We start from the raw sequence: 24524 nt of genomic DNA on the forward strand, positions 1-24524 counted from the left end.
CGCGATCTGCTAGCATGGAACTTGCATAAATTCTGGGCGACATGGACGCCGCATGAACCTCATCAGCCTCGACATCCGCATGCTCCGGTCGCTGATCTCGGTGGTCGAGACCGGCAGCATCACCGAGACCGCGCGACGGCTCGGCCGCACCCAGCCGGCAATCACCCTGCAATTGCAGCGGCTGGAGGAGCTGACCGGCAAGCAATTGTTCGAGCATGGCGGCCGCAGGCTGACGCTGACCGACGACGGCACCACGGTCCTGACCTACGCAAAATCCATCCTGAGGCTGCATGACGAGCTGATCTCGCAGCTGGCGTCACAGGAGATCGAGGGCCAGGTCGTGCTCGGCACGCCCGACCTCTATGCGGCCTTCATGCTGCCGCAGATCCTCAGCGTGTTCCGAAAATCCTTTCCGCGCGTGCAGGTCGAGCTCAATTGCGCGCTGTCGACGCCGCTTGTCGGCCTCGTCAAGCGCGGCGACGTCGACATCGCGCTCGTCACCCGCATGAACGATTTCACCGGCGGCCAGGTGGTGCGGCGCGAGCAACTGGTCTGGATGACCGGCGAGCAATCCGCCGCGCACCAGGAACGCCCGATCCCGCTGGCGCTCTTGCCGCCCGGCAACATCTATCGCGACTACGCCATCGACACGCTGGAGCGCGCAAACCTGCGCTGGCGCATCGCCTGCGTCAGCGAAAGCGTCGGCGGCCTTCAGGCGGCGGCCTTCGCCGGCATGGCCGTCACCGTGCTCGGCCGTAGCGCGCTGGTGCCGGCGATGCGCGAGATCAGCCCGAACGAAGGCCTGCCGCCGCTGCCGAAGATCGAGCTTTTGCTCTACAAGTCAAGCGGCGCGACCTCGAAGGCCGCAACCGCCTTGCACGATTATCTCGCGCATTATCTGCGTCTCGACGAGGAGCTCAGCGGTCGCGGCGCGCCGATTGAGCTTTCGTGAAGTGTATCGCAGAGGTAGTCAAAAATACCCCGAAACCCAACTGCGTCCACCCATCACGCGGCAGGTCGGACATTTCGCGGTCGAGCTCCGTTTTTGATCCGTTTCATAAGTACGCCCTAGTCCAGCAGCGGTCCGGTATGCTTTGATGGGTCGGACAGGAACCGACGCAAGGGGTGGCCTGATGTTCATACTCATTCGAAAGTACACCAAGGTTCGTTCGGTCGCGGATGCTGCCCGCCGCGCCAAAAGCGGCGTCGGTCAGATCCTGAAGGAGTCGCGCGGCTTCAAGTCCTACTATGTGTTGGATGGGGGTGAAGGCGTTGGTGTCGCCGTGATGATATTTGAGGACCGCGAAAGCGCCAATGCGGCGAACGCCAAGGTGCTGGAGTTCGTTCAAGCAAGCTTGCATGACCTTGATCTTGGCGATCCAGAAATCATCGCCGGAGAAGTTTTGGTAAATATAGAGTCTGCCGCATAGATGCTCGCGTGGCTCCTCGTGAGCTACCTGCGCACGCACCGCGATTTCACCCGCGGCGCACCGATCGAGCTGTCGTAACTCCTGCGACAGCAGGCGTTCGACGACGCGCCGCAATCCTCTTGACACGGAATTCCGGCTGCATATTTTTGCGCCGAGAAAGCTGTTTCTCACCTTCAAAAACCAAAGGACCCAACGCGACCGTCTGGAGAGACGACGATGCTCGATGAGAATCTGGCCCGCATTCGTGCACACCGTAACAACATCCACCGCTACCGGCGTCTTCTGAAGACCAGGCTGTCGGAGCTTGAGCGTCAGTTCATCGAAAGACGTCTCGCAGAAGAACGCAGCGCGCTTGAAAGCCTGACGGCGGCGACCCTCCCGGTTTCCTTCGGCGGCGCGAAGACGTCGGCCGAGATGAGGACGGCGGCGCAATGAACGGCTACCGGGAGCTGCTCATTCGAGGCAGCGAGAGGGTGATCGGTCACTACGAACAGCTCCTTGCAAGCGCCAAGACCGAGCACGAGCGCGAGCTCTACCGCCAGCGCATCGAGCGCGAGCGGCGACTGATCAGCGACTTGCAGGGCGAATTGGATTACCGCGCGGCTTGAGCCATATTTCCTGGCGGCTTGACGATCAGTCTTGGGTCATGCGCCTTGCCCCTCAGCGGCGGCCCAGGGCCGCCGCAGCCGCATCGGGACGCAGCCACCGCGCGGCGGGTCGTCATTGTCATTGTCGCCGTCGAGCTTGCGCAGGGCGGCCAGGATATCGGCGAGCCGAACCGTGTGGCTCATGCCGGGGATTTCGCGCAAGGCTGGATAGGACTCGACCGCGTACATGTCGGATGCCCAGGACGACAGGATGATCCGCTTCTCCGGTGGAGAGAGTTCTGTCGCATTCAGGACGTCCGCAGGCGAGTCGTAGTGGGCGGCGGGATGAAACAGCGGATCGAGAGTGCCGGCATTGGTATTCACATTGGTCATCGGTGGTACCTCCCCTCATGCTCCTTTCCAAGGGACGGGTTTGTTGACGATGGGACGGCGGCGGCAATCGCCGCCGCCGCACTCGACGCTAGAGCATGATCCGGAAAAGTGCGAAGCGGTTTTCCGAAAAGATCATGCTCAAACAACAACCTAAAGCGCGATGACGATTCATCCCAATCTCGTCGCGCTTTAATGTGTGTTGATCGTGATGCGCTTGACGCCTTCGCGCGCCTTCTCGGATTTCGGCAGCGACACGGTCAGCACGCCGTTGATGAACGACGCCTCGGCCTTGTCTTCCTCGACGCCCTCCAGCGGGATGTGCCGCTCGAAGGCGCCGTAATAGCGCTCGGTGAAGTACCTGCCTTCGCCGTCGCGCTCCGCCTTCTTCTCACCGCGGACGGTCAGGACGCCATTGGCGACCTCGACCTGGACGTCCTTCTCCGTCAGGCCGGGAAGCTCGGCCGAAACGGTCAGCGTCTTGTCGGTCTCGCTGAGCTCGACCTTCGGCCAGCCGAAACGGCCCTCCATCAGCGGCGACAGGCTGGTCCCGCCGAAGCCGCGGAAGACGTCGTCGAACAGCCGGTTCATCTCGCGGTGAAGCGTCAGGAACGGATCGACATTCTCGCGCGCCGGCGCGAGATCCTGGTTTCTCGACCAGGGAACGAGATCACGAAAACCCATGATTGTCTCCTTCATGCATCGGGAGCGCGGCCCGCGCATCCGCGCGCCGCGTTCCGCCGTTGGATCGATCGAGCGCTCAGGCTGCTTTCTTTTGCTCGATCTGCGATGCCGCAGGAGCGCCGTTCGTGATCGCGATCCGGCGCGGCTTCATGGCTTCCGGGACCTCACGGACCAGGTCGATGATCAGGAGGCCGTCCTGGAACGACGCCTGCTTCACCTGGACATAGTCGGCGAGATTGAACACGCGCCGGAACGGACGCGCGGCGATGCCCTGGTACAGATATTCCTGCGCAGCAGTCTCGGGCTTCCGGCCCTCGATGGTGAGCGCGTTCTGCTCGGCCGTCACGGTGATGTCGCTGGCGCCGAAGCCAGCCACGGCAAGGCTGATCCGATAATGGTCCTCGCCGGAACGCTCGATGTTGTAGGGGGGATAATTGTCCTCGGTCGCCTGGCGCAACGTGCTGTCGACGAGGTCAGCCAGATGATCGAAGCCGATGGTGGAGCGCCACAGGGGCGCAAAGTCGAAACTGGTCCTCATAACCAAGTCCTCCAAAGAGCAAGATGGATACGAAGGAGCGCAGGACAGGGTATCAGACAGGTCCGACGACCAGTCCGGCGCCCGCGCCGGACCCGATCTGGCGTCCGGCACACCGCTCTCGCGGTGAAAAACGACTTAGAAAAACCGACATCGATTTCAAGGGGGCGGCCCGAAAAATCTTCGGCCGCGGGGACGCCGTCCGGTTCCGGTTCACTTACGCTTTTGCCCGCACTCGCCCTTGCTCGTTCAATGCCATTGATGGCCAGAACTTGGCCCAGGGCTGCGCTTGCTCGAACGCCGCGGCGATGCGGAAGATCGTGGGCTCGTCGAGCCAGGGCGCGACGATCTGCAGGCCGATCGGCATGCCATCGCGGTCGAAGCCGCAGGGCAGCGTTGCCGCCGGAAGGCCGGCGAGGTTGATCGGCCAGGTGAAGGGAGACCAGCCGAGATGCGGGTCCACCTCGCGGCCGTCGATCGAGCCGACACCGATCTGCCCAGCCTCGAACGCGGTCACCGCGACGGTCGGGGTCACCAGCGCATCGACGCGCTCGAACAGTTTCAGGAACGCATTGCGCGCCTGGCCGCGGCGATAACCTGCTTCGACATAGTCCGTGCCGCTGTAGTGACGGCCGGCGCTGACGACGTCGCGGTAGTCGGCTTCGGAGCTTGCGAGATCGGCCGCCGACTTGCCCGCGACGGCCGCCGCCTGCTCGGTGAAGGCGATCGGCTTCAGCGTATGCTCCAGGATGCCGGGATCGAGCGAGGGACCATCCATGGTGACCTGCGCGCCGCAGGAGTCGAGAATGGCGAGCGCCTTGCCAAACGCGGCCGTCACCTCAGGGCTGACCGCGGCATAGCCGAGATCGGCGCTGGCGCCGATACGGATTCCGTTCAACGGCGCGGCGTTGGTGTTGAAGCGGCGCGGCGGCACGGGCAGACTTGCGGCATCGCGCAGATCGTAACCCGCGATGATCTCCAGCGTGAGCGCGGCGTCCGCCACCGTGCGCGTGATCGGCCCGGTATGGGCGAGCGATGCCCAGGACGGCGGCGAGAAGCCGGGCGAGCGCGGCACGAGGCCAAAGGTCGGCTTCAGCCCGAACACGCCGCAGAAGGACGACGGCACGCGGATCGAGCCGACGCCATCGGTGCCGATCGCGATCGGCCCGCAACCGGCGGCAACGCCAGCTGCCGCGCCGCCGCTCGAGCCGCCGCTGGTGCGGCCGGGATTCCAGGGATTGCGCGTCGTGCCGGTGACCGGACTGTCTGCCGTCAGCTTGTAGCCGGACTCGCAGGTGGTGGTCTTGCACGTGATGATCGCACCGGACGCCTTCAGCGCCGACACCACGGCGGCATCGACATCGGGCACGAACGCCTTGTTCATGGGCGAGCCGGCATAAGCGGGCACGCCCGCGACAAAGACGAGATCCTTGATCGTGACAGGCACGCCGGCAAGCGGACCCTTGGCCTCACCCGCACGCATCTCCCTGGTGAGCCGGTCGGCCTCCGCCCTCGCCTGCTCGTACATCGGCGTCACCACCGCATTGCAGGCCTCGTTCGTTGCCTCGAGCGCTGCGATGGTGTCGTCGACGACATCGCGCGGGGTGAACGCCTTGCGCCGGTAGCCGGCCATGATCTCGGTTGCAGAGAGCGCGCCAAGACCAGTCGGCGCCGGCGGGAAGGCCGTTCGGCCGGAACCATCAGTCATCATCAACCCTAAAGAACTAGCTGAGCGCCACGTCGACGGCGCGCTTGGCCATCACCGTGACGAGGTGTGCACGGTAATCGGCTTCGGCGTGGATGTCGGAGGTGAGGCCGTCGTTGTCGATCTTGATCGCCGCGATCGCGGAAGGATCGAAATTGCCGGACAGCGCCGCCTCCATCGGTGGTACGCGGAACACGCCCGGCCCCGCGCCGGTGACGGCGACGCGGACGCCATCGGCGAATTTCGCGACGAACACACCGACCAGCGCGTAGCGCGAGGCCGGCGCCTTGAACTTTGCGTAACCCGCCCTCAGCGGCACCGGAAAGCGGATCGCGGTGATGATCTCGCCTGGTTCAAGCGCCGTCTCGAACAGCCCAAGGAAGAACTTGTCGGCAGCGATCTCACGCGTGCTGGTGAGAATAGTCGCACCGAGGCCGAGCACGCCGGCCGGATAGTCCGCCGCCGGATCGTTGTTGGCAACCGAGCCGCCGATGGTGCCGCGGCTGCGCACGGCGGGATCGCCGATCATCGATGCCAGCTCGGCGAGCCCGGGAATCTTTGTCTGTACCAGCTTCGAGGCCGCCACCACAGCATGTGGCGTCATCGCCCCAATGGTGATGGTAGCGCCGTCGTCGGTGATACCCTTCAGCGAGCCGAGCTTCGACAGATCGACCAGCGCGGGCGGACTGGCCAGCCGTTGCTTCAGCGTCGGGATCAGCGTCATGCCGCCGGCAACCAGCTTGCTGTCCTCGATCGAGGTCAGGAGCTTGGCCGCATCCGGAATCTGGTCCGGCTGGTGATAGGAAAATGGCTTCATTGTTATCCTCCCTATTCCGCAGCGACCGGCAGCGACGCGTTCTGCAGCAGTCGCCAGATCCGGTTCGGGGTCGCCGGCATGTCGACATGGGTGACGCCGAGATGCGAGAGCGCGTCGACGACCGCGTTGATGACGGCGGCAGGCGAGCCGATGGTGCCGACCTCGCCGCAGCCCTTCACGCCCATCGGCGTGTGCGTGCACAGCGTCGAATGGGTCGCGACCTTCATCATCGGCAGATGGTCGGCGCGCGGCATGCAGTAATCCATCAGCGAACCCGACAGTAGTTGGCCGGAACCTTCGTCATAGACCGCGTTCTCGAACAGCGCCTGGCCGACGCCCTGCACGATGCCGCCGTGCAATTGGCCCTCCACGATCATTGGGTTGATGACCGTGCCGACGTCGTCGACGGCGGTGTAATTGACCAGCGTCACCGTGCCGGTCTCCGGATCGACCTCGACCTCGGCGATGTGGCAGCCGCCGGGATAGGTGAAGTTGACGGGGTCGTAATAGGCCTGCTCCTCCAGCCCCGGCTCCAGCACCTCGAGCGGATAATTGTGCGGCACGTAAGCGGCGCCCGCGATCTCCTCGAAGGTCTTGATGCGGTCCGTGCCGGCGACGGAAAACTTGCCGGCTTCGAACTGGATGTCGGCTTCCGAAGCTTCGAGCAGATGCGCGGCGATCTTCTTGCCTTTGACGATCACCTTATCGGTCGCCTTCGACAGCGCGGCGCCGCCGACGACCAGCGAGCGCGAGCCATAGGTGCCCATGCCGAACTGCACGCGATCGGTGTCGCCGAACACGATATCGACGTTCTCGAAGGCGACGCCGAGCTTATCCGAGACGATCTGCGCGAAGGTGGTCTCGTGGCCCTGGCCGTGATTGTGGGTGCCGATCATGACCGTCACCTGACCGGTCGGATGCACCCGCACCGTCGCGCTTTCATAAAGGCCGCCGCGCGCCCCTAACCGCCCGGCGAAGCGCGACGGCGCAAGACCGCAAGCCTCGACATAGGTGGAGTAACCGAGCCCTCGGAATTTGCCTTTGCTGGCCGAGGCCGCCTTGCGCACGCCAAAGTTCTTGACGTCCGCCGCGACCAGCGCCCCGTCGAGACAGCCCATGGGATCGCCGGAATCGTACTGCACCAGCACCGGCGTCTGATACGGATAGGCCTCCTTCGGGATCATGTTGCGGCGGCGGAGTTCGACGCGGTCGATTCCCATCTCGCTCGCTGCAACATCGACGATGCGCTCCAGCACGAAGGTCGCCTCGGGCCGGCCCGCGCCGCGATAGGCATCGACCGGAACGGTGTTGGTGAAGACCACCTTCACATTGCAGTAGATCGCGGGCGTGGTGTAGACGCCGCCGAGCAGCGGTCCATAAAGATTGGTGGGGATGTTCGGCCCGAAGGTCGAGAGATAACCGCCCATATTGGCGAGCGTGTTGACGCGGAAGGCGAGGAATTTTCCGGTCTCGTCGAGTGCGAGCTCGGCCTCGGTAACGTGATCGCGGCCGTGGCGGTCGGAAACATAGCCCTCCGAGCGGCTCGCGACCCATTTCACCGGCCGCCGCACGCGCTTGGCGGCCCAGGTGATCACGGCCTCCTCGCCGTAATGGAACTGCTTGACGCCAAACCCGCCGCCGACATCGGGCGCGACCACGCGCAGCTTGTGCTGGGGAATGTTGAGCACCAGCGCACCCATCAGGAAGCGCACGACATGGGGAAACTGGCTGGTGGTCCACAGCGTGAAGCGATCGGTGCCCGGCTCGTATTCGGCGATCGCCGCACGCGGCTCCATGGGGTTGCCGATCAAGCGGTTGTTGACGAGGCTCAGCTTTGCGACATGCGCCGCTTTCTTGAAGGCGGATTCGACCGCGGCCTTGTCGCCGAGCTCCCAGTCGCAGCAGATGTTGTTCGGCACGTCGTCGAACAGCTGCGGCGCATCAGGCCGCACCGCTTCCAGCACGCCAACCACGGAGGGCAGCACCTCATAGTCGATCTTCAAGAGCTCGGCACCCGCATTGGCCCGCTCCGGAGTTTCTGCGATGACGAAAGCCACCATGTCACCGACGAAGCGCACCTTGTCCTGCGCCAGCATCGGGAACGGCGGCTCCTTCATCGGCACGCCCTTGGCGTCCGTGATGCCCCAACCGCAGGGCAGCGAGCCCAGTCCATCGTCGGCGACATCGTCGCCGGTCAGCACAGCAATGACGCCGGGCGAAGCCAGCGCCGCACTCTTGTCGATGCCGCGCAGCACCGCGTGGCCGTGCGGCGAGCGCACGAACACACCAGCCGTCATGCCCGGACGCTTGATGTCGGAGACGTAGTTGCCGCGTCCGGTGAGGAAACGCTGGTCCTCTTTCCGCTTCGGTGCGGCGCCGATGCCGATCACATTGCCCATGGTCACTCTCCCTTGGCCGCGTTCATGGCGGCAGCTCCAGCCATGACCGAGACGACGATGTTCTGGTAGCCGGTGCAGCGGCAGATGTTGCCTTCGAGGCCATGACGGACATCGGCCTCCGTCAGGTCCGGCTTCTCGGTCGCGAGCGCCACGGCCGTCATCAGCATGCCCGGCGTGCAGAAGCCGCATTGCAGGCCATGGTGCTCGCGAAACGCCTCCTGCATCAGATGCATCCGGTTGGAGCCCGGCGCGCCTTGCAGACCTTCGATGGTGAGCAGGCTCGCGCCATCGAGCGCTGGCACCAGCAACGTGCAGCTCTTCACCGGAAGACCATCGAGGTGCACCACGCAGGCGCCGCACTGGCTGGTGTCGCAGCCGATATGCGTGCCGGTGAGATCAAGCTGCTCGCGCAAGAGCTCGGCGACGAGCGTTGCCGGCTCGACATCGACAGTGGTTGGCCGACCGTTGAGAGTGAAGGATATCTGCACGATGATACTCCTGTGCGCGACGGGTCTTCAGGCGAGTGGAAGCGCGCTGCCGGTGGCCCATGTGGCCATCACGACATCGCCGACGGTGAAGGGATCTGCGAAGAAGGTCTTTTCCGGCACATAGGCGACGAACTCGTCGTCCGGCACGGTGTCGAGCATGACCTTGACGAAATAGCCCTGGTATTCGATTGCGAGCACGCGGCTCGGCAGCGACGTGGTGCAGCCCGGCGGCAGATCCTTGCCGGGCCTCACCAGCGCGACGTCGTCGCGGCGCACGGCGATATCGACCTTGTCCCCGACGCTGACGGTCGGGCGCGCCTGAAGCGGCACCTCGATGCCATCAGGCGCGGCCTGCGCCAGCGTGAAGCTCGCGCCGTTCACTTTCTCGACCCGCCCCGACAGCACGTTCTGCCCACCCATGAACTCCGCAACGTAGCGGTCGTGCGGATGAGCGTAGACGTCGCGCGCCGGGCCCGCCTGCTTGATCTTGCCCTGCTCCATCACCACGACGAGGTCCGCGAGCGCGATCGCCTCGAGCTGGGTGTGGGTGACGTGGATGAAGGTGATGCCGAGCTCCCGCTGCATCCGCCTGAGCTCCTGCCGCATCTGGACCCGGAGTTGCTCGTCGAGCGCGGACAGCGGCTCGTCGAGCAGCAGCACGCGCGGCTCGGTAATCGCGGCCCGCGCCAGCGCGACGCGCTGCTGCTGGCCGCCGGAGAGCTGGGCCGGCAGGCGGTCGGCGAATTGCGATAGCCGCACCTTCTCGATCATGGCGTCGGCCGCGCGCAGACGGTCGGTCTTGGACATGCCGCGCACGCGCAGCGCGAAGGCGATGTTCTCGCGCACGGTGAGGTGCGGGAACAGCGCGTAGGACTGGAACATCATCGCGGTGCGGCGCTGCACCGGCGCGAGTCCGACGACGTTCTGGCCGCCGATGACGATCTCGCCGGCAGTCGGGTCCTCATGGCCTGCAATCATGCGCAGGATCGTGGTCTTGCCGCAGCCGGAGGGACCGATGAAGCAGCAATAGGCACCGTCCGCGATCTTCAGGTTGACGCCGTCGACGACGTAGGTCGCGCCGTCAAAGCTCTTGCAGACGCCTGCCAGTTCGATATCGCCACGATCGTTCTTCATTCCCAGCTCAACCTTTGGACCTGCTGCCGCGCTTCTTCTGGATCAGCACGATGGTGCCGAGGCTGGCACCGATGACGATGAAGGAGACGATGGTCGTCACGGTGCCCAGCGCGTAGAGCGAGGGCGAGGTGACGTTCAGCGTCATGCTCCAGATTTCCAGCGGCAGCGTGTTGAGCGAGCCCGCGGTCTGGAGGCTGCGGGCGAACTCGTCATAAGACAATGTGAAGCCGAACAGAGCGACCGCGACGAGGCCCGGCGCCAGCACCGGGATCATCACCAGCCGGATCGACTGCCAGCGGCTGGCGCCGAGATCGTAGGCAGCCTCCTCCCAGACATGGTTGAAGCGCGACATCACCGCGAACATCACCAGCACACCGAACGGCAGCGTCCAGGACAGCTGCGCGCCGAGCGCCGAGGTGTACCAGCTGGCATTCAGCCCGAGCGCCTGGAACAGCAATCCCGTGCCGAGGCCGAGCACGAGGCCGGGTGCGACCAGGCTGCCGATCATCATGTAGAAGACGACAGTATCGCCGCGGAAGCGCTTGCGGAAACCGAGCCCGGCGAGGAACGACACCACCACCGTGATGCCGGTGACGATGACCGCGAGCTTGATCGAGCGATCGAACGATCCCTTGACGTCACCGGTCCGCACCTGGGTGAAGAGATCGACGAACCAGTGCAGCGACTGGCCCTTCATCGGGAACACGAGGCCGCCGCGAATGTCCTGGAACGACAGGACGTAGATGCAGAACATCGGGCCGTAGAGCGCGAGCACATAGAACGTGAACAGCGCCGCCAGCACGTAGAACGTCCAGGGGCGACCACCCTTGCTCGGCGCGATCGCCTTGGTGGTCGCTGGCGCAACCGCGTCGGGCATGTCGGCGAGAACCGCGCTCATCGCGTGATCTCCTGCCTGATGTCGACGGTGCGCAGGATCAGCGAGACGATCGCGACCAGCACCAAGGTCAGCAGCACGGCGCTCGCCGCTGCGGTCGGATATTGCAGCACGCCGACGTCCTCGTAGAAGGCGCTGACCACAGAGGCCGAACCGCCACCGGACATCACCTTGACCACGAAGAAGTCGCCCATCACGATCGAGACCACGAAGATGGTGCCGAGCGCGATGCCGCTCTTGGACATCGGCACCACGATCAGGCGCATGATGTCGAAACGGCTGGCACCGGCGTCGATCGCGGCCTCGATCAGCTTCTTGTCGATCCGCGCCATGGAATTGAAGATCGGCACGATCATGAAGATCGTGAGCTGGTGGACGTAGGCGATCACCACCGCGAGGTCGGAGAACAGCAGCACCTCCAGCGGCTGGCGGATCACGCCCATTCCAAGCAGCGCCTGGTTGATCAGCCCTTCTTTGCCAAGCAGCGGGATCCAGGAAATCATCCGGATGATGTTCGAGGTCCAGAACGGCACCGTACACAGCAGGAACAGGCCGATCGCGAGCAGCTGGTTGCGGACGTGGAACACCAGGAAGTAGGCGACGAAGAAGCCGATGATCAGCGTAAAAATCCAGGTCAGCACCGTGAACTTGATCGTCGCCAGATACAGCTTCAGCGTCAGCGCCGAATGCAGCACCTCGACATAGCTCGCCAGCGTGAAGCCCGGCGTCAGCCCGCCAAAGCCGTCGGTAGCGAAGAAGCTCGCGGCCAGCACCACCAGCATCGGCGCCACGAAGAACGGCACGAGCACCAGGACCAGCGGCGAGACGTAGAGCCAGCCGGCCAGATTGGATCGCGATGAAGTTGGACTTTGAGCTGGACTTGGCTGCATGTGAGCGAACGCCTCGACGTCAATCTCATCCGCCGGCGCGTCGCCGCGCCGGCGCCTTTCGTCAGGGAAACCAGGTTTTACGCCACCTTGAAGTCGTTCCAGCGCTTGTTCATGTAGGCGGCCTCGTCCATCAGCGTGTTCCAGCACGAGATGTTCTTGACGCGGTCGAGGAACGAGCCGCCGTCACGCTTGGTGCCGGCCTTCTCCATCGCAACGCCGTAGGGATCGTTGACTACCTCGGGCGCGGGCTGGCCTTCGTACCAGAACGCCCATTCCGCGGGCGTAAGGAATTTCTTCGCGGTCGAGGGCACCGGGCTGTAGTAGCCGTAGCGCGCGACGAAGCCGCCCTGCCAGCCCGAGAGGTACCAGTTGAGATATTCGTAGGCCGCATCCAGCTTCTTGCCGGAGAGATGCTTCATCAGGCCCATGCCGTTGCACCAGCCGCGATAGCCTTCCTTGCCGTTCTTGACGTTGACGGGCGCGTAGACGCAGGGGATTTCCTTGACGCGGACAGCGGCGACCGCCGGCGACCACATCGACTGGATGATGACCTCGCCCGCCGCCATCAGCTGCACCGACTGGTCGAAGGTGGTCCAGGTCGCGCGGAACTGGCCCTGCTTCTTCAGCTCGATCAGCTTGTTGCAGGTGAAGTCGATCTCCTCCTTGGTCATGTTGCCCTTGTTGCCGTACTTGATCAGCCCGGCGCTCTCGAAGCAGAGCGCGGCGTCCATGATGCCGATCGCGGGCACGTCGAGGATCGCGGCCTTGCCCTTGAACTTGGGATCGATCAGGTCCTTCCACTCGGTCACTTCATGGCCGACGAGGTCGGGGCGGTAGCCGATGGAGTCGGCGTTGTAGACCTGCGGCAGGAAGGTCGCCCATTCGGTGACGCCGTCGTTGAGGTCGGTCGCGTCGGGCTTGGCGATGTACATGGCTTCATAGGGCGAGATGCCCTGGCGCGGGATCTTGTGGCCGTCGATCTCGCCCTTGGTGAAGATCGGCAGGATGTTGTCGAACTCCTTGACCTTCTTGACCTCGATGCCCTGGATCACGCCGCGCTTGGCCGCCAGCTTGGCCTGCCAGCCCTCGAGGTCGGCGATGTCGACCGTATTAGGCTGGCTTATGAAGCGGTTGATGGCGGCGGAGGTATCGAGGTTCTGCATCGTCACCTTGAAGCCGAGATCCTTGGCGGCCTGGTCGCCGATCGCCTTCACCACCGAATAGGAGACGCCGACATGGCGGAGCTCGATGTCCTTGATCTCCTGCGCCCAGATGGTCGGGAATCCGCGGATCGCGTCCGACCCTGCGGCCGCGCCCGCAACGGCGGCCGCCCCCTTCAACAGCATGCGCCGGCTCAGCTTTTTCGTAAGCGTCGCTTCCGTTCCCGCCGGATCGGAAGTCGATGTCCCCTTAATCCTGTCAGACATGGCAACCCTCATTGGTTACGATGAACGCTCGCCCCGATCGCCATTGACCGGCTGCGGATGTGGTCAGTTGCGCGCGAGGCTAGGGGCGGGATTTTGCGAAGTAAAATTGGAAGTAAAAATTCGCGATATAAACGCGGCTAATGGATCAGACCGCTGCATTTGCTTTTGGCAGCGCGCATAAGAAGGCGTCAGGGCGTGTATACAAGGCCGGCGACTGGACGATGCATCCGCATCGTCACCATGATCGGCGCCGCATTGCTCGTCGCGGCGACAGGTGGCGCAGCGTGCGCGAGCGAAGTCGTGATCGCGCCGTGGCGCATGAAGGCGATCGGCACGATCGACGCGCGCTTCCAATCCTACAATGTCGAGATGGTGGAGGTGACGGGCGGACGTTTCTGGAAGCCTTACGCGCAAGGCGGAATGCAGCGCGATCGCTACAGCGACAGGCCTCCGATCGATCTCGCCAACGCTCGCCTGCGCAAGCTCGCAGCCGCGCTGTCGCCGGCCTATGTCCGCATTAGCGGCAGCTGGGCGAACGCGACCTATGTTGCGGATACCGAAAGCGCGCCGGCCGCTCCGCCTGCCGGCTTCAACACCGTGCTCAGCCGCGCGCAATGGCGCGGCGTCATCGACTTCGCCCGCGCCGCCGATGCGGAGATCGTGACGTCCTTTGCGGTCAGCCCCGGCAGCCGCGACGCAAATGGCGTGTGGATGCCGGACCAGGCGCAGCGCCTCATCGATGCCACGCGCTCACTCGGCGGCCGCATCGCCGCCGCCGAGTTCATGAACGAGCCGACGCTTGCGGCGAACAATGGCGCGCCGCCGGGATATGATGCAGAGGCTTATGGCCGCGACTTCGGGATCTTCCGCGCATGGATCCGGGGTTCGTCCCCGGAGACGTTGATCCTCGGCCCCGGCTCCGTCGGCGACTCCCCGTCTCCGTCAGCCAGCGGCATCCGCACGCGCGATCTGCTCGCGGCAATGGGACCGGGTCTCGATCGCTTCTCCTATCATCACTACAACACGCTCTCGCCCCGCTGCGGCGTCCATGACGACCCGATGCAGGCGCTGTCGGAAGACTGGCTGGCGCGCACCGACGCGACGCTCGCCACCTACCGTGCGCTGCGCGACGCGTTCGAGCCGGGTAGGCCGATCTGGCTGACGGAAACGGCGGACGCCGCCTGCGGCGGCAATCCTGGGGATGCGACCTTCCTCGACACGTTCCGCTATCTCGACCAGCTCGGCCGTCTGGCAAAAGCCGGCGTGCAGGTGGTGATGCACAACACGCTCGCGGCCAGCGACTACGGCTTGCTCGACGAGCGATCGTTTCGTCCACGGCCGAACTATTGGGCCGCCTTGCTGTGGCGGCGCCTGATGGGCTCGATTGTGCTCGAGGTCGGCACTGCCCCGATGCCCGGCCTTCACATCTACGCGCATTGTCATCCAGCGACGAAGGGTGCCGTATCCGTGCTCCTCATCAACAATTCGCGGAACGCACCGCACCTCGTGACACTGGCAGGCGCTGCCGAGCGCTACACGCTGCAAGCTGATCGCCTGCAAAGCGCGACCGTCCGGTTGAATGGCGAGCCCCTGAGATTGACCGCCAACGACGACCTGCCGCGCCTTGCGGCCCGTGCAGCACCAGCAGGCCGGCTCCGGATGCCACCGGCCAGCATCACCTTCCTGGTGATGCCGGACGCCGCGGCCTGTCGCTGATGCAAGCTGCTATTTCAGATCTTCGCGCGCTGTCTCCGGCGCCAGCAAGGTCGCGACGATGGTGATGATCGAGAGCGCGATGATGTAGACCGACACGGCCCAGTACGATCCCGCCCACGCCAGCAGCGCGGTTGCGATCAGCGGCGAGAAGCCGCCGCTCAGCGCCGCCGCGACGTTGGCGCCGAGCGATGCGCCGCTGTAGCGCACCTGGGTGCGGAACAATTCCGGCATGAAGGCGGCCTTTGGGCCGAACAGCAGCGCATGGGTCAGCGTCATCGTGACGACGAGCGCGAGCGTGATCATTGCCGGCTCTTTTGTGTCGAGGAACCAGAACAACGGAAACGCCAGCGCCACCGAGAACACGCCGCCAGCGAGATACAGCGCCTTGCGGCCAAAGATATCGGACAGCCAGCCGGCGAGCGGCAGCGTCGCGAACTCGACGATCGCGGCATAGACCACCGCATCCAGGATCACCTGCCGCGGCAGGCCGAGCTTCGTCGTGGCGTAGACCACGGTGAAGACGGTGAGGAGATATGCGAGCCCCACCTCGGACACCGTGATGCCGATCGCCAGCAGAAAGCTGCGCCAGTCGCGGCGAAGCACTTCCAGCACGGGCTGTGCCAGCACCTCCTTGCGCTCGACCACCCCCTTGAAGTGCGGCGTCTCGGCCAGCCTCAGCCGCACGATGAAGCCGACGCCGACCAGCAGGATGCTGATCCAGAACGGCACGCGCCAGCCCCAGCTCAGGAAATCGGCCTCGGGCAGCTTCGTCATCAAGCCGAAGATGCCTGTGGAGGCGGCAACGCCGACGGGGAAACCGATCTGCACCAGGCTGCCATAGAAGCCGCGGCGGTTGCCGGCGTGCTCGATCACCATCACGACCGCGCCGCTCCACTCGCCGCCGAGCCCGATGCCCTGGACGAAGCGCAAGGCGATCAACAGGATCGGCGCCCAGACGCCGATCTGGCTGTAGGTCGGCAGGCAGCCGATCAGGAAGGTGCCGAGCCCCATCGCGATCATAGTCGCAACCAGCATCGTCTTGCGGCCGAGCCGGTCGCCGTAATGCCCGATGATCGCCCCGCCGATCGGCCGCGCCACGAAGCCGACCGCATAGGTGGAGAACGCGACCAGGGTGCCGACGAACGGGTCGAAGCTCGGAAAGAACAGCTTGTTGAAGACGAGTGCCGCGGCCGTGCCGTAGATCAGGAAGTCGTACCACTCGATCGCGGTGCCGAGCGCGCTCGCCCACACCACATGCGCCGTCGTCGATCTCTCCGTCGCCGCGGCGACCCCCGTTGCTGCCGTCATGCCATGCCCCAAAGAATTCCGGAGGGCATCATGGCCAATCGCAGGGAGGGTTGCAACCTGCGGAGGTGGAAGCTCTCACAGAATAACAACGCGAGATTTGCGCGGCGCTGCTCCCACACCCGTCATTGCGAGGAGCCCTTGCGACGAAGCAATCCAGACTGCTTCCGCGGACAGATTCTGGATTGCTTCGCTGCGCTCGCAATGACGGTGGCGAGACAGTTGTTCATTCAGCCCCCTCATCGTCGTCCCGGCGAAAGCCAGGACCCATTACTCCGGTCAGCGTTATCAAACACGCGCTCTGGCCAAAGCGTCCGAAACAACAGCCCCTTGTGGTTATGGGTCCTGGCTTTCGCCAGGACGACAGCACCGACATTCCAACTCACCGCTCTCAGCCCCAGCCCCGTGGAACTCACCGCAGCCCTCTTATTCGCCATTGACAAACTAATTCGCCAATATCTAATTTGCCGCCAGAACAACCCGCCGCGCCAAGCGGCCCACAAATGTGAGGGAACGACGATGAGAGGGTTTTTGGCCTGCGCCATGCTCACGGCCATGACTTCGGCTGCCATGACCATTGTTGCGCGCGCGCAAGTTTCCGATGACGCGGTGCGGATCGGCGTGCTGACGGATCTGTCGAGCTGGGGCCGCGACAACAGCGGGCCGGGCTCGGTCGAGGCGGCCAGGATGGCGGTGGAGGAGTTCGGGCCGACGGTGCTCGGCAAGCCGATCGAGATCATCAGCGCCGATCACCAGATGAAGACCGATGTCGGCGTGCAGATCGTGCGCGGCTGGTTCGACAACGGCAAGGTCGACGCCGTCGTCGACATCCCCAATTCCGGCATCGCCATCGCCGTGCACAACATGGTGCGCGAGCGCAATAAGATCGCCCTGCTCTCGGGCCCCGGCGCTAGCTCGCTGACCGACGAGCTGTGCAGCCCGAACACCGTGCATTTCACCTACGACACCTATGCGCTGTCGAAGGTCACGGCCTCCGCCGTGATCAAGGAAGGCGGCAAGTCCTGGTACTTCATCACTGCCGACTACGCCTTCGGCCAGCAGCTCGAGAGGGATGCGACGCGTTTCATCAACGAGATGGGCGGCAAGGTGCTCGGCGGCGTGAAACACCCGACCAACACCGCCGACTTCTCCTCCTTCGCGCTGCAGGCCCAGAGCTCGAAATCCGACGTGGTCGCCTTCGCCAATGCCGGCCAGGACACCGACAACGCCATCAAGCAGTCCGGCGAGTTCGGCCTCGTCCAGGGCGGCCAGAAGCTGGTCGGCCTGTTGATGTTCGACACCGACGTGCACGCGATCGGCCTGAAGGCCGCGCAGGGCACCTACATGACCACGGCCTCCTACTGGAACATGGACGAGGCGACGCGGGCCTGGTCGAAAAAATTCTACGAGCGCACCAAGGTGATGCCGACCATGATCCAGACCGGCGTCTACGGCTCGGTGCTGCACTATTTGAAGGCGATCAAGGCCGCAGGCACCGACGATCCCGCCAAGGTGATGGCCAAGATGCGCGAACTGCCGATCGAGGATATCTTCGTCCATGGCGGCAAGTTGCGCGAGGACGGCCGCGTCATTCGCGACATGTATCTCGCCAAGGTGAAGTCGCCCGAGCAGTCGAAGGAACCGTGGGATTATCTGGATATCGTCAAGACCGTGAAGGGCGAGGACGCCTTCCGCCCGGTCTCCGAATCCAAATGTCCGCTCCTGAAGAAGTGAGGTGAGCGATGACCGGCAGCGAGCACAACGCAGTTGAGACTTACGAGTGCGACGTGCTCGTGGCCGGATCGGGTTGCTCCGGCATGTCGGCCGCGATCACCGCACGCTATCGCGGGCTCGACGTGCTGATCGTCGAGAAGGAGCCGCGCTTCGGCGGCACCACCGCCCGCTCCGGCGGCTGGCTGTGGATACCCGGAACCTCGCTGGCGAAAGCCTATGGCATCGAGGAGACGCCGGAGCAGGCCCGCACTTACTTGCGGCACGAGGCCGGCAACAATTACGACGCCGCGCGCGTCGACGCCTTCCTGAACGCCGGACCTGAAGCTGTCGATTTCTTCACCACCAAGACCGCGCTGCGCTTCGACATGCCGCTGGTGTTCCCGGACTACCACGCCGAAGCCCCCGGCGGCGCGCAGGGCGGCCGCTCCATGGTGACGCGCCCATTCGACGGCCGCGAGCTTGGCGACCAGATCAAGACGCTCGGCATGCCGCTGCCCGAGCTCACCGTGTTCGGCATGATGCTCGGAAGCGGCAAGGAGATCATCCATTTCATGCGCGTGACGAAATCGCTGACTTCGGCGGTCTACGTCGCCAAGCGCCTGTCGCGGCACCTGATGGACGTGCTCCGATACGGCCGCGGCATGACCTTGACCAACGGCAATGCCCTCGCGGGACGCCTCGCGAAGTCCGCACAGGATTTGAAGATTCCGATGTGGCTGTCCTCGCCGATGCGCGAGCTGACGGTCGAGAGCGGTGCAGTGACCGGCGCCATCGTCTCGCGCGAAGGACGCAATGTGCGCGTCCGCGCGCGGCAGGGCGTCGTGCTCGCCTGCGGCGGCTTCCCGCACGATGTCGAACGGCGCAAGAAGATGTTCCCGCACGCACCGACCGGCAACGAACATTTCTCGCCGGGTCCCACCGGCAACACCGGCGACGGCCTGCGGCTTGCCGAGAGCGCCGGCGGGCATATCGAGGATCGCCTGCCGAACGCGGCGGCCTGGGTCCCGGTGTCGCTGACCACGCGCAAGGATGGATCGAAGGGCGTGATGCCGCACTTCATCGACCGCGCCAAGCCCGGCGTGATCGCGGTGATGCGCGACGGCAAGCGCTTTGCCAACGAAGGCAATTCCTATCACGACTTCGTCCAGGCCATGATCAAGGCCGCAAAGCCCGGCGAGGAGATCGCTGCGTATCTCGTCTGCGATCACCGGACGCTGCGCAAATATGGCCTCGGCTGCGTGCCCCCCTTCCCGATGCCGCTGGGTCATCACCTCAATACCGGTTACCTCATGCGCGGCGACACGCTGGAGGCGCTCGCCGCAAAGGCCGGCATCGATGCGAAAGCCTTCACAGAGACGGTCAAGCAGTTCAACGCGACCGCGGCGCCAGGCCAGGACTCCGCTTTCGGCAAGGGCTCGAAGGCCTACAACCGTTATCAGGGTGACGCGCTGCACGGCCCCAACCCCTGTGTCGCGCCGGTCGAGAACGGCCCGTTCTACGCCATCAAGATGGTGATCGGCGATCTCGGCACTTATGCCGGCATCGTCACCGACGAGAACGCGCGGGCGCTCGACGCCGAGGGCCGGGTAATCCCCGGTCTCTATGCCGCCGGCAACGATATGGCGAGCATCATGGGCGGCAATTATCCCGGGGCCGGCATCACGCTTGGGCCGGCGCTGACCTTCGGCTACATTGCCGGCCGTCATCTCGCCGACAGCGCCACGAGGCGCGACGCGGCGTAAGCCAACACCTGGAGACGCATGAAGAGAGAAAGCCGCGGCATCCAGTCGATCGAGGTCGGCGGAGAATTGCTCCGGGCGCTTGCCCGCAGCGGCGAGCCGATGATGCTGCGCGATCTCGCGCGCGAGGCCGGCATGACGCCGGCCAAGGCGCATCCCTATCTCGCCAGTTTTTCGCGCATCGGGCTGATCGAGCAGGACGAGACCACCGGCCGCTACGAGATCGGCGCTTTGGCGCTGGAGCTGGGGCTAATCAGCCTGCGCCGCCTCTCCGGCGTGCGCATTGCAGGGCCGAAGATCGCCGCGCTTGCGAGCCAGATCGGACACGCGGTCTCGCTGGCGGTCTGGGGCACGCATGGTCCGACCGTGGTGCAGCTCGAAGAACCGGGCCAGCCCGTGCATATCGTGATGCGGGCCGGCTCGGTGATGGCGCTACTGGAAACCGCAACGGGCCGCGCGTTTGCGGCCTTCCTGCCGGAGAAGACGATCAATGCCGCGCTCGAAAGCGGCCTCGACCGCCATGGCGTCGGCTACAATCCGAAGCGGGCCGTGAAAGGCGCGAAGGTCGCCGACATGCTCGCCGAGGTGCGCAAGCACGGCCTCGCCCGCGCGCTCGGCGATCCCCTGCCCGGCGTCAACGCGTTCTCCGCGCCGGTGTTCGACCATGCCGGTCATGTCGCGCTGGTCATCACAGCGATGGGGCCCGAGGGAACGTTCGATGCACGTTGGGACAGCCCGATCGCGCATGCGCTACGCGACTGCGCCGGCGCCATCTCGAAGCGGCTGGGCCACGGGATGACGGTCGCGGCGGAGTGAAGGGCAAACTGCCCGCTTAACAACAAGTGTCATGCCCCGCCACCGGGTCTCGCCTTCGGCGAGCCCGATGACAGGCTCCGGCGGGGCATCCAGTACGCCGCAGCTTCTCGATTCTAGCCGCGTCGTCTCGACGTACTGGATCGCCCGGTCAAGCCGGGCGATGACAGCGGAAAATGTGGTATCCTACTTCTCCTTCACCGGCACCGTGTAGTTCAGGATCAGCCGGCCGCCATCCGGATAGATCGTCTGCCCGGTGATGTAGGACGCATCGTCGCTGGCAAGGAACGCCACGACCGAGGCTACCTCGCTCGGCTCGCCGCCGCGGCCGGCCGGCGTGCGTGACATCACGGTCTTGCGGGCATCCTCCGAGGTGTAGATCGACGACGCCACCATGTCGGTCAAAATCGTGCCCGGCCCGACCGCGACGACACGAATGTTGTGCGGGGCGAGCGCGACGGCCGCGACCGACGTCAGCTGCTTCATGCCGCCCTTCGACATCGCGTAGGTCGCGAGCGCCGGGATCGCCAGCAGCGCGTTCACCGAGGACATGTTGATGATGACCCCGCCGCCGCCTTGCGCGATCATCTGCTTCGCCGCCGCCTGCACGCCGAAGAACGCGCCTTTCAGATTGATGCCGATGATTTCGTCGAACTCCTCTTCGGTAATCTCGAGGATGTCCCGGTTGCGGGCGACACCGGCATTGTTGACCATGATGTCGAGCCGGCCGAACTCCTTCACGGCGGTCGCAACGAGCTGGTCGACGTCCGCGCGCCTCGCGACATTGCCGACGACGGTGCGCAACGCATCCGGCCGTCCCAGCTCGGCGGCAGTCGCGCCGAGGCCCTTGGCATCAACGTCCGAGATGACGACCTTGACGCCGTCGTCCAAAAACCTCTTCGCGCAGGCCTTGCCGATGCCGCGCGCCGCACCGGTGATGGCAGCAACCTTGCCATTGAGCTTCATGTGTGCGTCTCCCGAAAACAGGACGCCCTGTCGGGCGTCAATTCGCCGCCGGCCTTGCCGCGGCCGGCATGTAGATCTGCGCGTAGCCTTCCTTGATCGCGGCGGTGATGCGATCAAGGCGGCGGTCGATGTGCTTTTCCAGCACTGAGACGCAGGCCTCCTCATTGCGCGCCTTCAGGCCCTCGACGACGGCACGGTGCTCGGCTTGGGTGTTGGAGCGGTTGATGCGGTCCATGTCGATCCAGCGCACGAAGCGGATGCGGGCATTGACGTTGCGCAAGACGCGCAGCATCTCGGCATTGTTCGACATCCCCATCAGCCGCTCGTGGAAGGTCTCGTCCAGCTCGACCAGCTCCACCGAGGACCGCTCGCCGGGATCGGGGCCGGTGGCTTCGAGGAATTTCAGGAGCGCGTCGATGTCCTCGTCCTTGGCGCGCTTGATGGCGAGGCGGATCGAGGCGACCTCGATCGACTTGCGCAGCTCGTAGAGATCGAAGATCTCGTGCGCGTCGAGCTCGCGGCAGAAGAAGCCCTTGCCCGGCGTGAAGCGCAGGAAGCCTTCGGTATTGAGGCGGTTGAGCGCCTCGCGCAGCGGCGTGCGGCTGACGCCAAGGCGTTTCGCCAACTCGCCCTCGTTGAGCCGTTCGCCCGGCTTGAACTCGTAGCTCACGGCCATCGCCTTGAGCTGTTCATAGACGCGATCGACGATACTGTCGGAAGCCAGTTCCACGTTGCTCATCATCAGCTGCATTCATGCCCGAACACAGCCCAATATAACGGGGCTGTGTGGATAATGGCAATGCAAACCGGAGTTTAGCAGAGCTTGTTCAGAGCTTTGCGACAGCCGGACTCAGGCAAAGGCGCGCGGGCGCAGTCCAGCATGAAACCAAGTGATCATGGAATAGATGTCGTAAACGGGCAAGCCAACCTCGGCCTGCAAGGCCGCCGCATAAGGCGGCATGTTGGTGCATTCGAGCACGATGGCGCCGACGTCCGGATTCTTGGCAACGAGCTCCTTGCCGGCCTCGACCACGTCGCGCTCGGCCTGCGCGATGTCCATGTCGTCCTTCTCGGCCTTGATCAGGACGCGGAAGAACTCCTTGCCGTGCTCGGTGCCGACCAGGGGCGTATCGAGCGGCACGCCGGCGCCTTCGAGATGGGCCGGCGTCAGGGTCGAGCCCGACACCGTGACGAGGCCGACGCGCTTGCCGGGCGGCAGGGTCGCCTGCACCCAGGGCACCTGCATCAGTGACGAGGTCGCGACGGGAACGCCGACGGCGGCTGCGATCTCCTTCTGGAACAGCGAGAGGAAACCGCAATTGGTGGTGATGGCTTCGGCCCCGAGCCGCACCAGGTCTTTCGCGGCGTCGATGAAGTCGGGCAGCAGGCCGGCCGCGCCCTTCAGCACCACCTTCTCCGGCGAGGCGCCGCTCACCACGCGATAGAGCACGGGGAACGGCCAGGTCGTGCCGTTGCCCATGTCGCCGGGAATACGCGGAAAGCGCGCCTCCAGCATCAGAATGCCGAGCGGCGCGCCGTAGACGGCCTTGCCGCCACGGGCAATACGAGAAGGCGAGTTGGCAGGATAGGTCATGAGTGCGATCTCAGAGGAAGCGATTTGGAGAGAACGGCGCGAGCGGAATTTCGGGCTGCTTGCCGCTCAAGAGCTGGGCGACGAGACGGCCGGTGCGGGCCGAGCCGACCAGGCCGACATGGCCGTGGCCGAAGGCGTAGACGATGTCGCGGGAGGCGCGCGCATGGCCGATACAGGGAAGTCCATCCGGCATGCTCGGCCGATGGCCGAACCAGGTCTTTATGCGCGAGGCCGGAATGTCCTTCGGCAGTTTCGGGAACATGCCGAGGAGGTGGTTGCGCAGGATCTCGGCGCGCTTCCAGTTCGGCGCGGCCTCTAAGCCGGCGATCTCGACCGTGCCGGCGGCGCGCAGGCCCTTGTTGGTCCAGTTCACCACCATCTTGGCGTCGGAGGCCATCATCGAGCTGCGCGGACCGGACTCCGGGTTCTCGATCATGACGTGATAGCCGCGCTCGGTCTCGAGCGGCAGGGGATCGCCGACCGATGCGGTGAGCTGCTTCGAGCGGGCACCCGCCGCGACCACGGCAGCATCGCAAGCGATCTCGCCGCTCTCCGTGAGAACGGCCACGAGCTTGTTGCCGGACAGCTTCAGACCGGTCGCCTTGGCCCGCACTTGCTTGGCGCCACTGGCAATCGCATGTTTGGCGAGCGCAGCAACATAAGCGCCGGGATCGCGGCAGCGGCCGGCCTCTTCCACCACAACGCCAAAGGTGTAGCGCGGATGCAGGTCCGGCTCGCGCTGGCGCATCTCGTCGGCATCGAGTTCCAGCCACTCGACGCCGACCTTCCTGCGCAGGCGCCAGCCGAGATCGTTGTCGAAATTGCCGCGCGACGGGAACACATGCATCACGCCGTTGCGCTCGACGAGTTCCGGCACACCCGCTTCTTCCGCCAGCTTCCGGTGCAGCAGCGGCGCGTCCTTCAATAGGTCGCGCAGCGCGAACGCCGTCTTCTCGACCCGCGCCGCGGTCCAGCCCGACAGCAGGTACTTGATCAGCCAGGGCAGCGCCTTAGGCAAATACGACCAGCGGATCGCGAGCGGCCCGAGCGGGTCCATCAGATAGCCCGGCACCTTCTTCCAGACGCCAGGCTCGGCCGGCGGGATCACCGAATGCGACGACAGCCAGCCGGCATTGCCATAGCTCGCCGCCTGTTCGCCGCCGGGCTCGCCCGGATCGATCAGCGTGACGCGATGACCCTCGCGCAGCGCCTCGATGGCGCTGATCACGCCGACCGCGCCGGCTCCGATAATGGCGACGTGGCGGCCTTCAGGCAT

24 protein-coding genes are annotated in these 24524 nt (G+C 64.9%); 8 read left to right on the plus strand and 16 right to left on the minus strand.

Features of this window, described 5'->3' with window-relative positions; translation table 11 throughout:
• The first annotated feature begins 52 nt into the window (after window positions 1–52).
• The 4 genes from GGD63_RS20070 to GGD63_RS20085 all read left to right on the plus strand — a co-directional run bounded on the left by GGD63_RS20070 (window position 53) and on the right by GGD63_RS20085 (window position 2038).
• On the plus strand, window positions 53–952 hold the full coding sequence (locus GGD63_RS20070) for a LysR substrate-binding domain-containing protein (protein ID WP_183244911.1): 900 nt from the start codon (window positions 53–55) through the stop codon (window positions 950–952).
• 181 nt (window positions 953–1133) lie between these two features.
• Entirely contained in the window at window positions 1134–1430 is a 297-nt protein-coding gene (locus tag GGD63_RS20075; RefSeq protein WP_183244912.1) for a hypothetical protein, read from the plus strand.
• A 216-nt stretch (window positions 1431–1646) separates the two neighbouring features.
• The gene (locus GGD63_RS20080) at window positions 1647–1865 is read left to right on the plus strand and encodes a hypothetical protein (RefSeq protein ID WP_183244913.1); all 219 of its coding nucleotides are present in this window, start codon (window positions 1647–1649) and stop codon (window positions 1863–1865) included.
• Window positions 1862–2038: a hypothetical protein gene (locus GGD63_RS20085; protein WP_183244914.1), complete on the plus strand. Its 177-nt coding sequence runs from the start codon at window positions 1862–1864 to the stop codon at window positions 2036–2038. Before GGD63_RS20080 ends, GGD63_RS20085 begins: the two co-directional genes overlap by 4 nt.
• 36 nt (window positions 2039–2074) lie before the next feature.
• Here the strand turns inward: GGD63_RS20085 and GGD63_RS20090 are convergent, their stop codons facing one another.
• The 11 genes from GGD63_RS20090 to GGD63_RS20140 all read right to left on the minus strand — a co-directional run bounded on the left by GGD63_RS20090 (window position 2075) and on the right by GGD63_RS20140 (window position 13381).
• Window positions 2075–2410 carry a hypothetical protein gene (locus GGD63_RS20090; RefSeq protein WP_183244915.1) on the minus strand — a complete coding sequence of 112 codons (336 nt, stop codon included), beginning with the start codon at window positions 2408–2410 and terminating at the stop codon, window positions 2075–2077.
• A 189-nt stretch (window positions 2411–2599) separates the two neighbouring features.
• Complete coding sequence (locus GGD63_RS20095) at window positions 2600–3091, minus strand: Hsp20/alpha crystallin family protein (protein WP_183244916.1); 492 nt, start codon at window positions 3089–3091, stop codon at window positions 2600–2602.
• A gap of 76 nt (window positions 3092–3167) precedes the next feature.
• Complete coding sequence (locus GGD63_RS20100) at window positions 3168–3629, minus strand: Hsp20 family protein (protein ID WP_183244917.1); 462 nt, start codon at window positions 3627–3629, stop codon at window positions 3168–3170.
• Between the two features lie 214 nt (window positions 3630–3843).
• Window positions 3844–5334: an amidase gene (locus GGD63_RS20105; protein WP_183244918.1), complete on the minus strand. Its 1491-nt coding sequence runs from the start codon at window positions 5332–5334 to the stop codon at window positions 3844–3846.
• A 16-nt stretch (window positions 5335–5350) separates the two neighbouring features.
• Complete coding sequence (locus GGD63_RS20110) at window positions 5351–6148, minus strand: xanthine dehydrogenase family protein subunit M (protein ID WP_183244919.1); 798 nt, start codon at window positions 6146–6148, stop codon at window positions 5351–5353.
• Between the two features lie 11 nt (window positions 6149–6159).
• The gene (locus GGD63_RS20115; protein ID WP_183244920.1) at window positions 6160–8547 is read right to left on the minus strand and encodes a xanthine dehydrogenase family protein molybdopterin-binding subunit; all 2388 of its coding nucleotides are present in this window, start codon (window positions 8545–8547) and stop codon (window positions 6160–6162) included.
• 2 nt (window positions 8548–8549) lie between these two features.
• Window positions 8550–9035: a (2Fe-2S)-binding protein gene (locus tag GGD63_RS20120; protein ID WP_183244921.1), complete on the minus strand. Its 486-nt coding sequence runs from the start codon at window positions 9033–9035 to the stop codon at window positions 8550–8552.
• A gap of 27 nt (window positions 9036–9062) precedes the next feature.
• Window positions 9063–10169 (minus strand): ABC transporter ATP-binding protein, encoded by a 1107-nt coding sequence (locus GGD63_RS20125; RefSeq protein WP_183244922.1) that lies wholly within the window; start codon window positions 10167–10169, stop codon window positions 9063–9065.
• Between the two features lie 7 nt (window positions 10170–10176).
• Entirely contained in the window at window positions 10177–11067 is an 891-nt protein-coding gene (locus tag GGD63_RS20130) for an ABC transporter permease (protein WP_183244923.1), read from the minus strand.
• Complete coding sequence (locus GGD63_RS20135; RefSeq protein ID WP_183244924.1) at window positions 11064–11954, minus strand: ABC transporter permease; 891 nt, start codon at window positions 11952–11954, stop codon at window positions 11064–11066. Before GGD63_RS20135 ends, GGD63_RS20130 begins: the two co-directional genes overlap by 4 nt.
• Before the next feature lie 77 nt (window positions 11955–12031).
• Window positions 12032–13381 carry a PotD/PotF family extracellular solute-binding protein gene (locus GGD63_RS20140; RefSeq protein WP_183244925.1) on the minus strand — a complete coding sequence of 450 codons (1350 nt, stop codon included), beginning with the start codon at window positions 13379–13381 and terminating at the stop codon, window positions 12032–12034.
• A 195-nt stretch (window positions 13382–13576) separates the two neighbouring features.
• Here GGD63_RS20140 and GGD63_RS20145 point away from each other — a divergent pair, with 195 nt between their 5' ends.
• Window positions 13577–15097, plus strand: a complete 1521-nt coding sequence (locus GGD63_RS20145) for a hypothetical protein (protein ID WP_312013329.1) — start codon at window positions 13577–13579, stop codon at window positions 15095–15097.
• 9 nt (window positions 15098–15106) lie between these two features.
• Here GGD63_RS20145 and GGD63_RS20150 read toward each other — a convergent pair whose 3' ends face one another.
• Window positions 15107–16405, minus strand: a complete 1299-nt coding sequence (locus tag GGD63_RS20150; protein WP_183244926.1) for an MFS transporter — start codon at window positions 16403–16405, stop codon at window positions 15107–15109.
• Between the two features lie 516 nt (window positions 16406–16921).
• Between GGD63_RS20150 and GGD63_RS20155 the strand changes: the two genes are divergently transcribed.
• From GGD63_RS20155 to GGD63_RS20165, 3 genes are read left to right on the plus strand one after another with little or no spacing between them, the layout of a single operon-like run.
• Window positions 16922–18136 carry an ABC transporter substrate-binding protein gene (locus GGD63_RS20155; RefSeq protein WP_183244927.1) on the plus strand — a complete coding sequence of 405 codons (1215 nt, stop codon included), beginning with the start codon at window positions 16922–16924 and terminating at the stop codon, window positions 18134–18136.
• Between the two features lie 8 nt (window positions 18137–18144).
• Window positions 18145–19878: an FAD-dependent oxidoreductase gene (locus GGD63_RS20160; protein WP_183244928.1), complete on the plus strand. Its 1734-nt coding sequence runs from the start codon at window positions 18145–18147 to the stop codon at window positions 19876–19878.
• Window positions 19879–19896: 18 nt separating this feature from the next.
• Window positions 19897–20691 carry an IclR family transcriptional regulator gene (locus tag GGD63_RS20165; RefSeq protein WP_183244929.1) on the plus strand — a complete coding sequence of 265 codons (795 nt, stop codon included), beginning with the start codon at window positions 19897–19899 and terminating at the stop codon, window positions 20689–20691.
• Window positions 20692–20874: 183 nt separating this feature from the next.
• On the opposite strand, the gene GGD63_RS20170 is transcribed toward GGD63_RS20165, so the two are convergent.
• From GGD63_RS20170 to GGD63_RS20185, 4 genes are all read right to left on the minus strand, one after another.
• On the minus strand, window positions 20875–21654 hold the full coding sequence (locus GGD63_RS20170) for an SDR family NAD(P)-dependent oxidoreductase (protein WP_183244930.1): 780 nt from the start codon (window positions 21652–21654) through the stop codon (window positions 20875–20877).
• Window positions 21655–21691: 37 nt separating this feature from the next.
• Window positions 21692–22396: a GntR family transcriptional regulator gene (locus GGD63_RS20175; protein ID WP_246785565.1), complete on the minus strand. Its 705-nt coding sequence runs from the start codon at window positions 22394–22396 to the stop codon at window positions 21692–21694.
• 108 nt (window positions 22397–22504) lie between these two features.
• Complete coding sequence (locus tag GGD63_RS20180; RefSeq protein WP_018641179.1) at window positions 22505–23248, minus strand: aspartate/glutamate racemase family protein; 744 nt, start codon at window positions 23246–23248, stop codon at window positions 22505–22507.
• Between the two features lie 10 nt (window positions 23249–23258).
• A complete protein-coding gene (locus tag GGD63_RS20185) occupies window positions 23259–24524 on the minus strand; it encodes an FAD-binding oxidoreductase (protein ID WP_183244932.1) in 1266 nt (421 codons plus the stop codon).

This window comes from Bradyrhizobium sp. cir1 (assembly GCF_014198245.1).
In the GTDB taxonomy this organism is placed as follows: Bacteria; Pseudomonadota; Alphaproteobacteria; order Rhizobiales; family Xanthobacteraceae; genus Bradyrhizobium.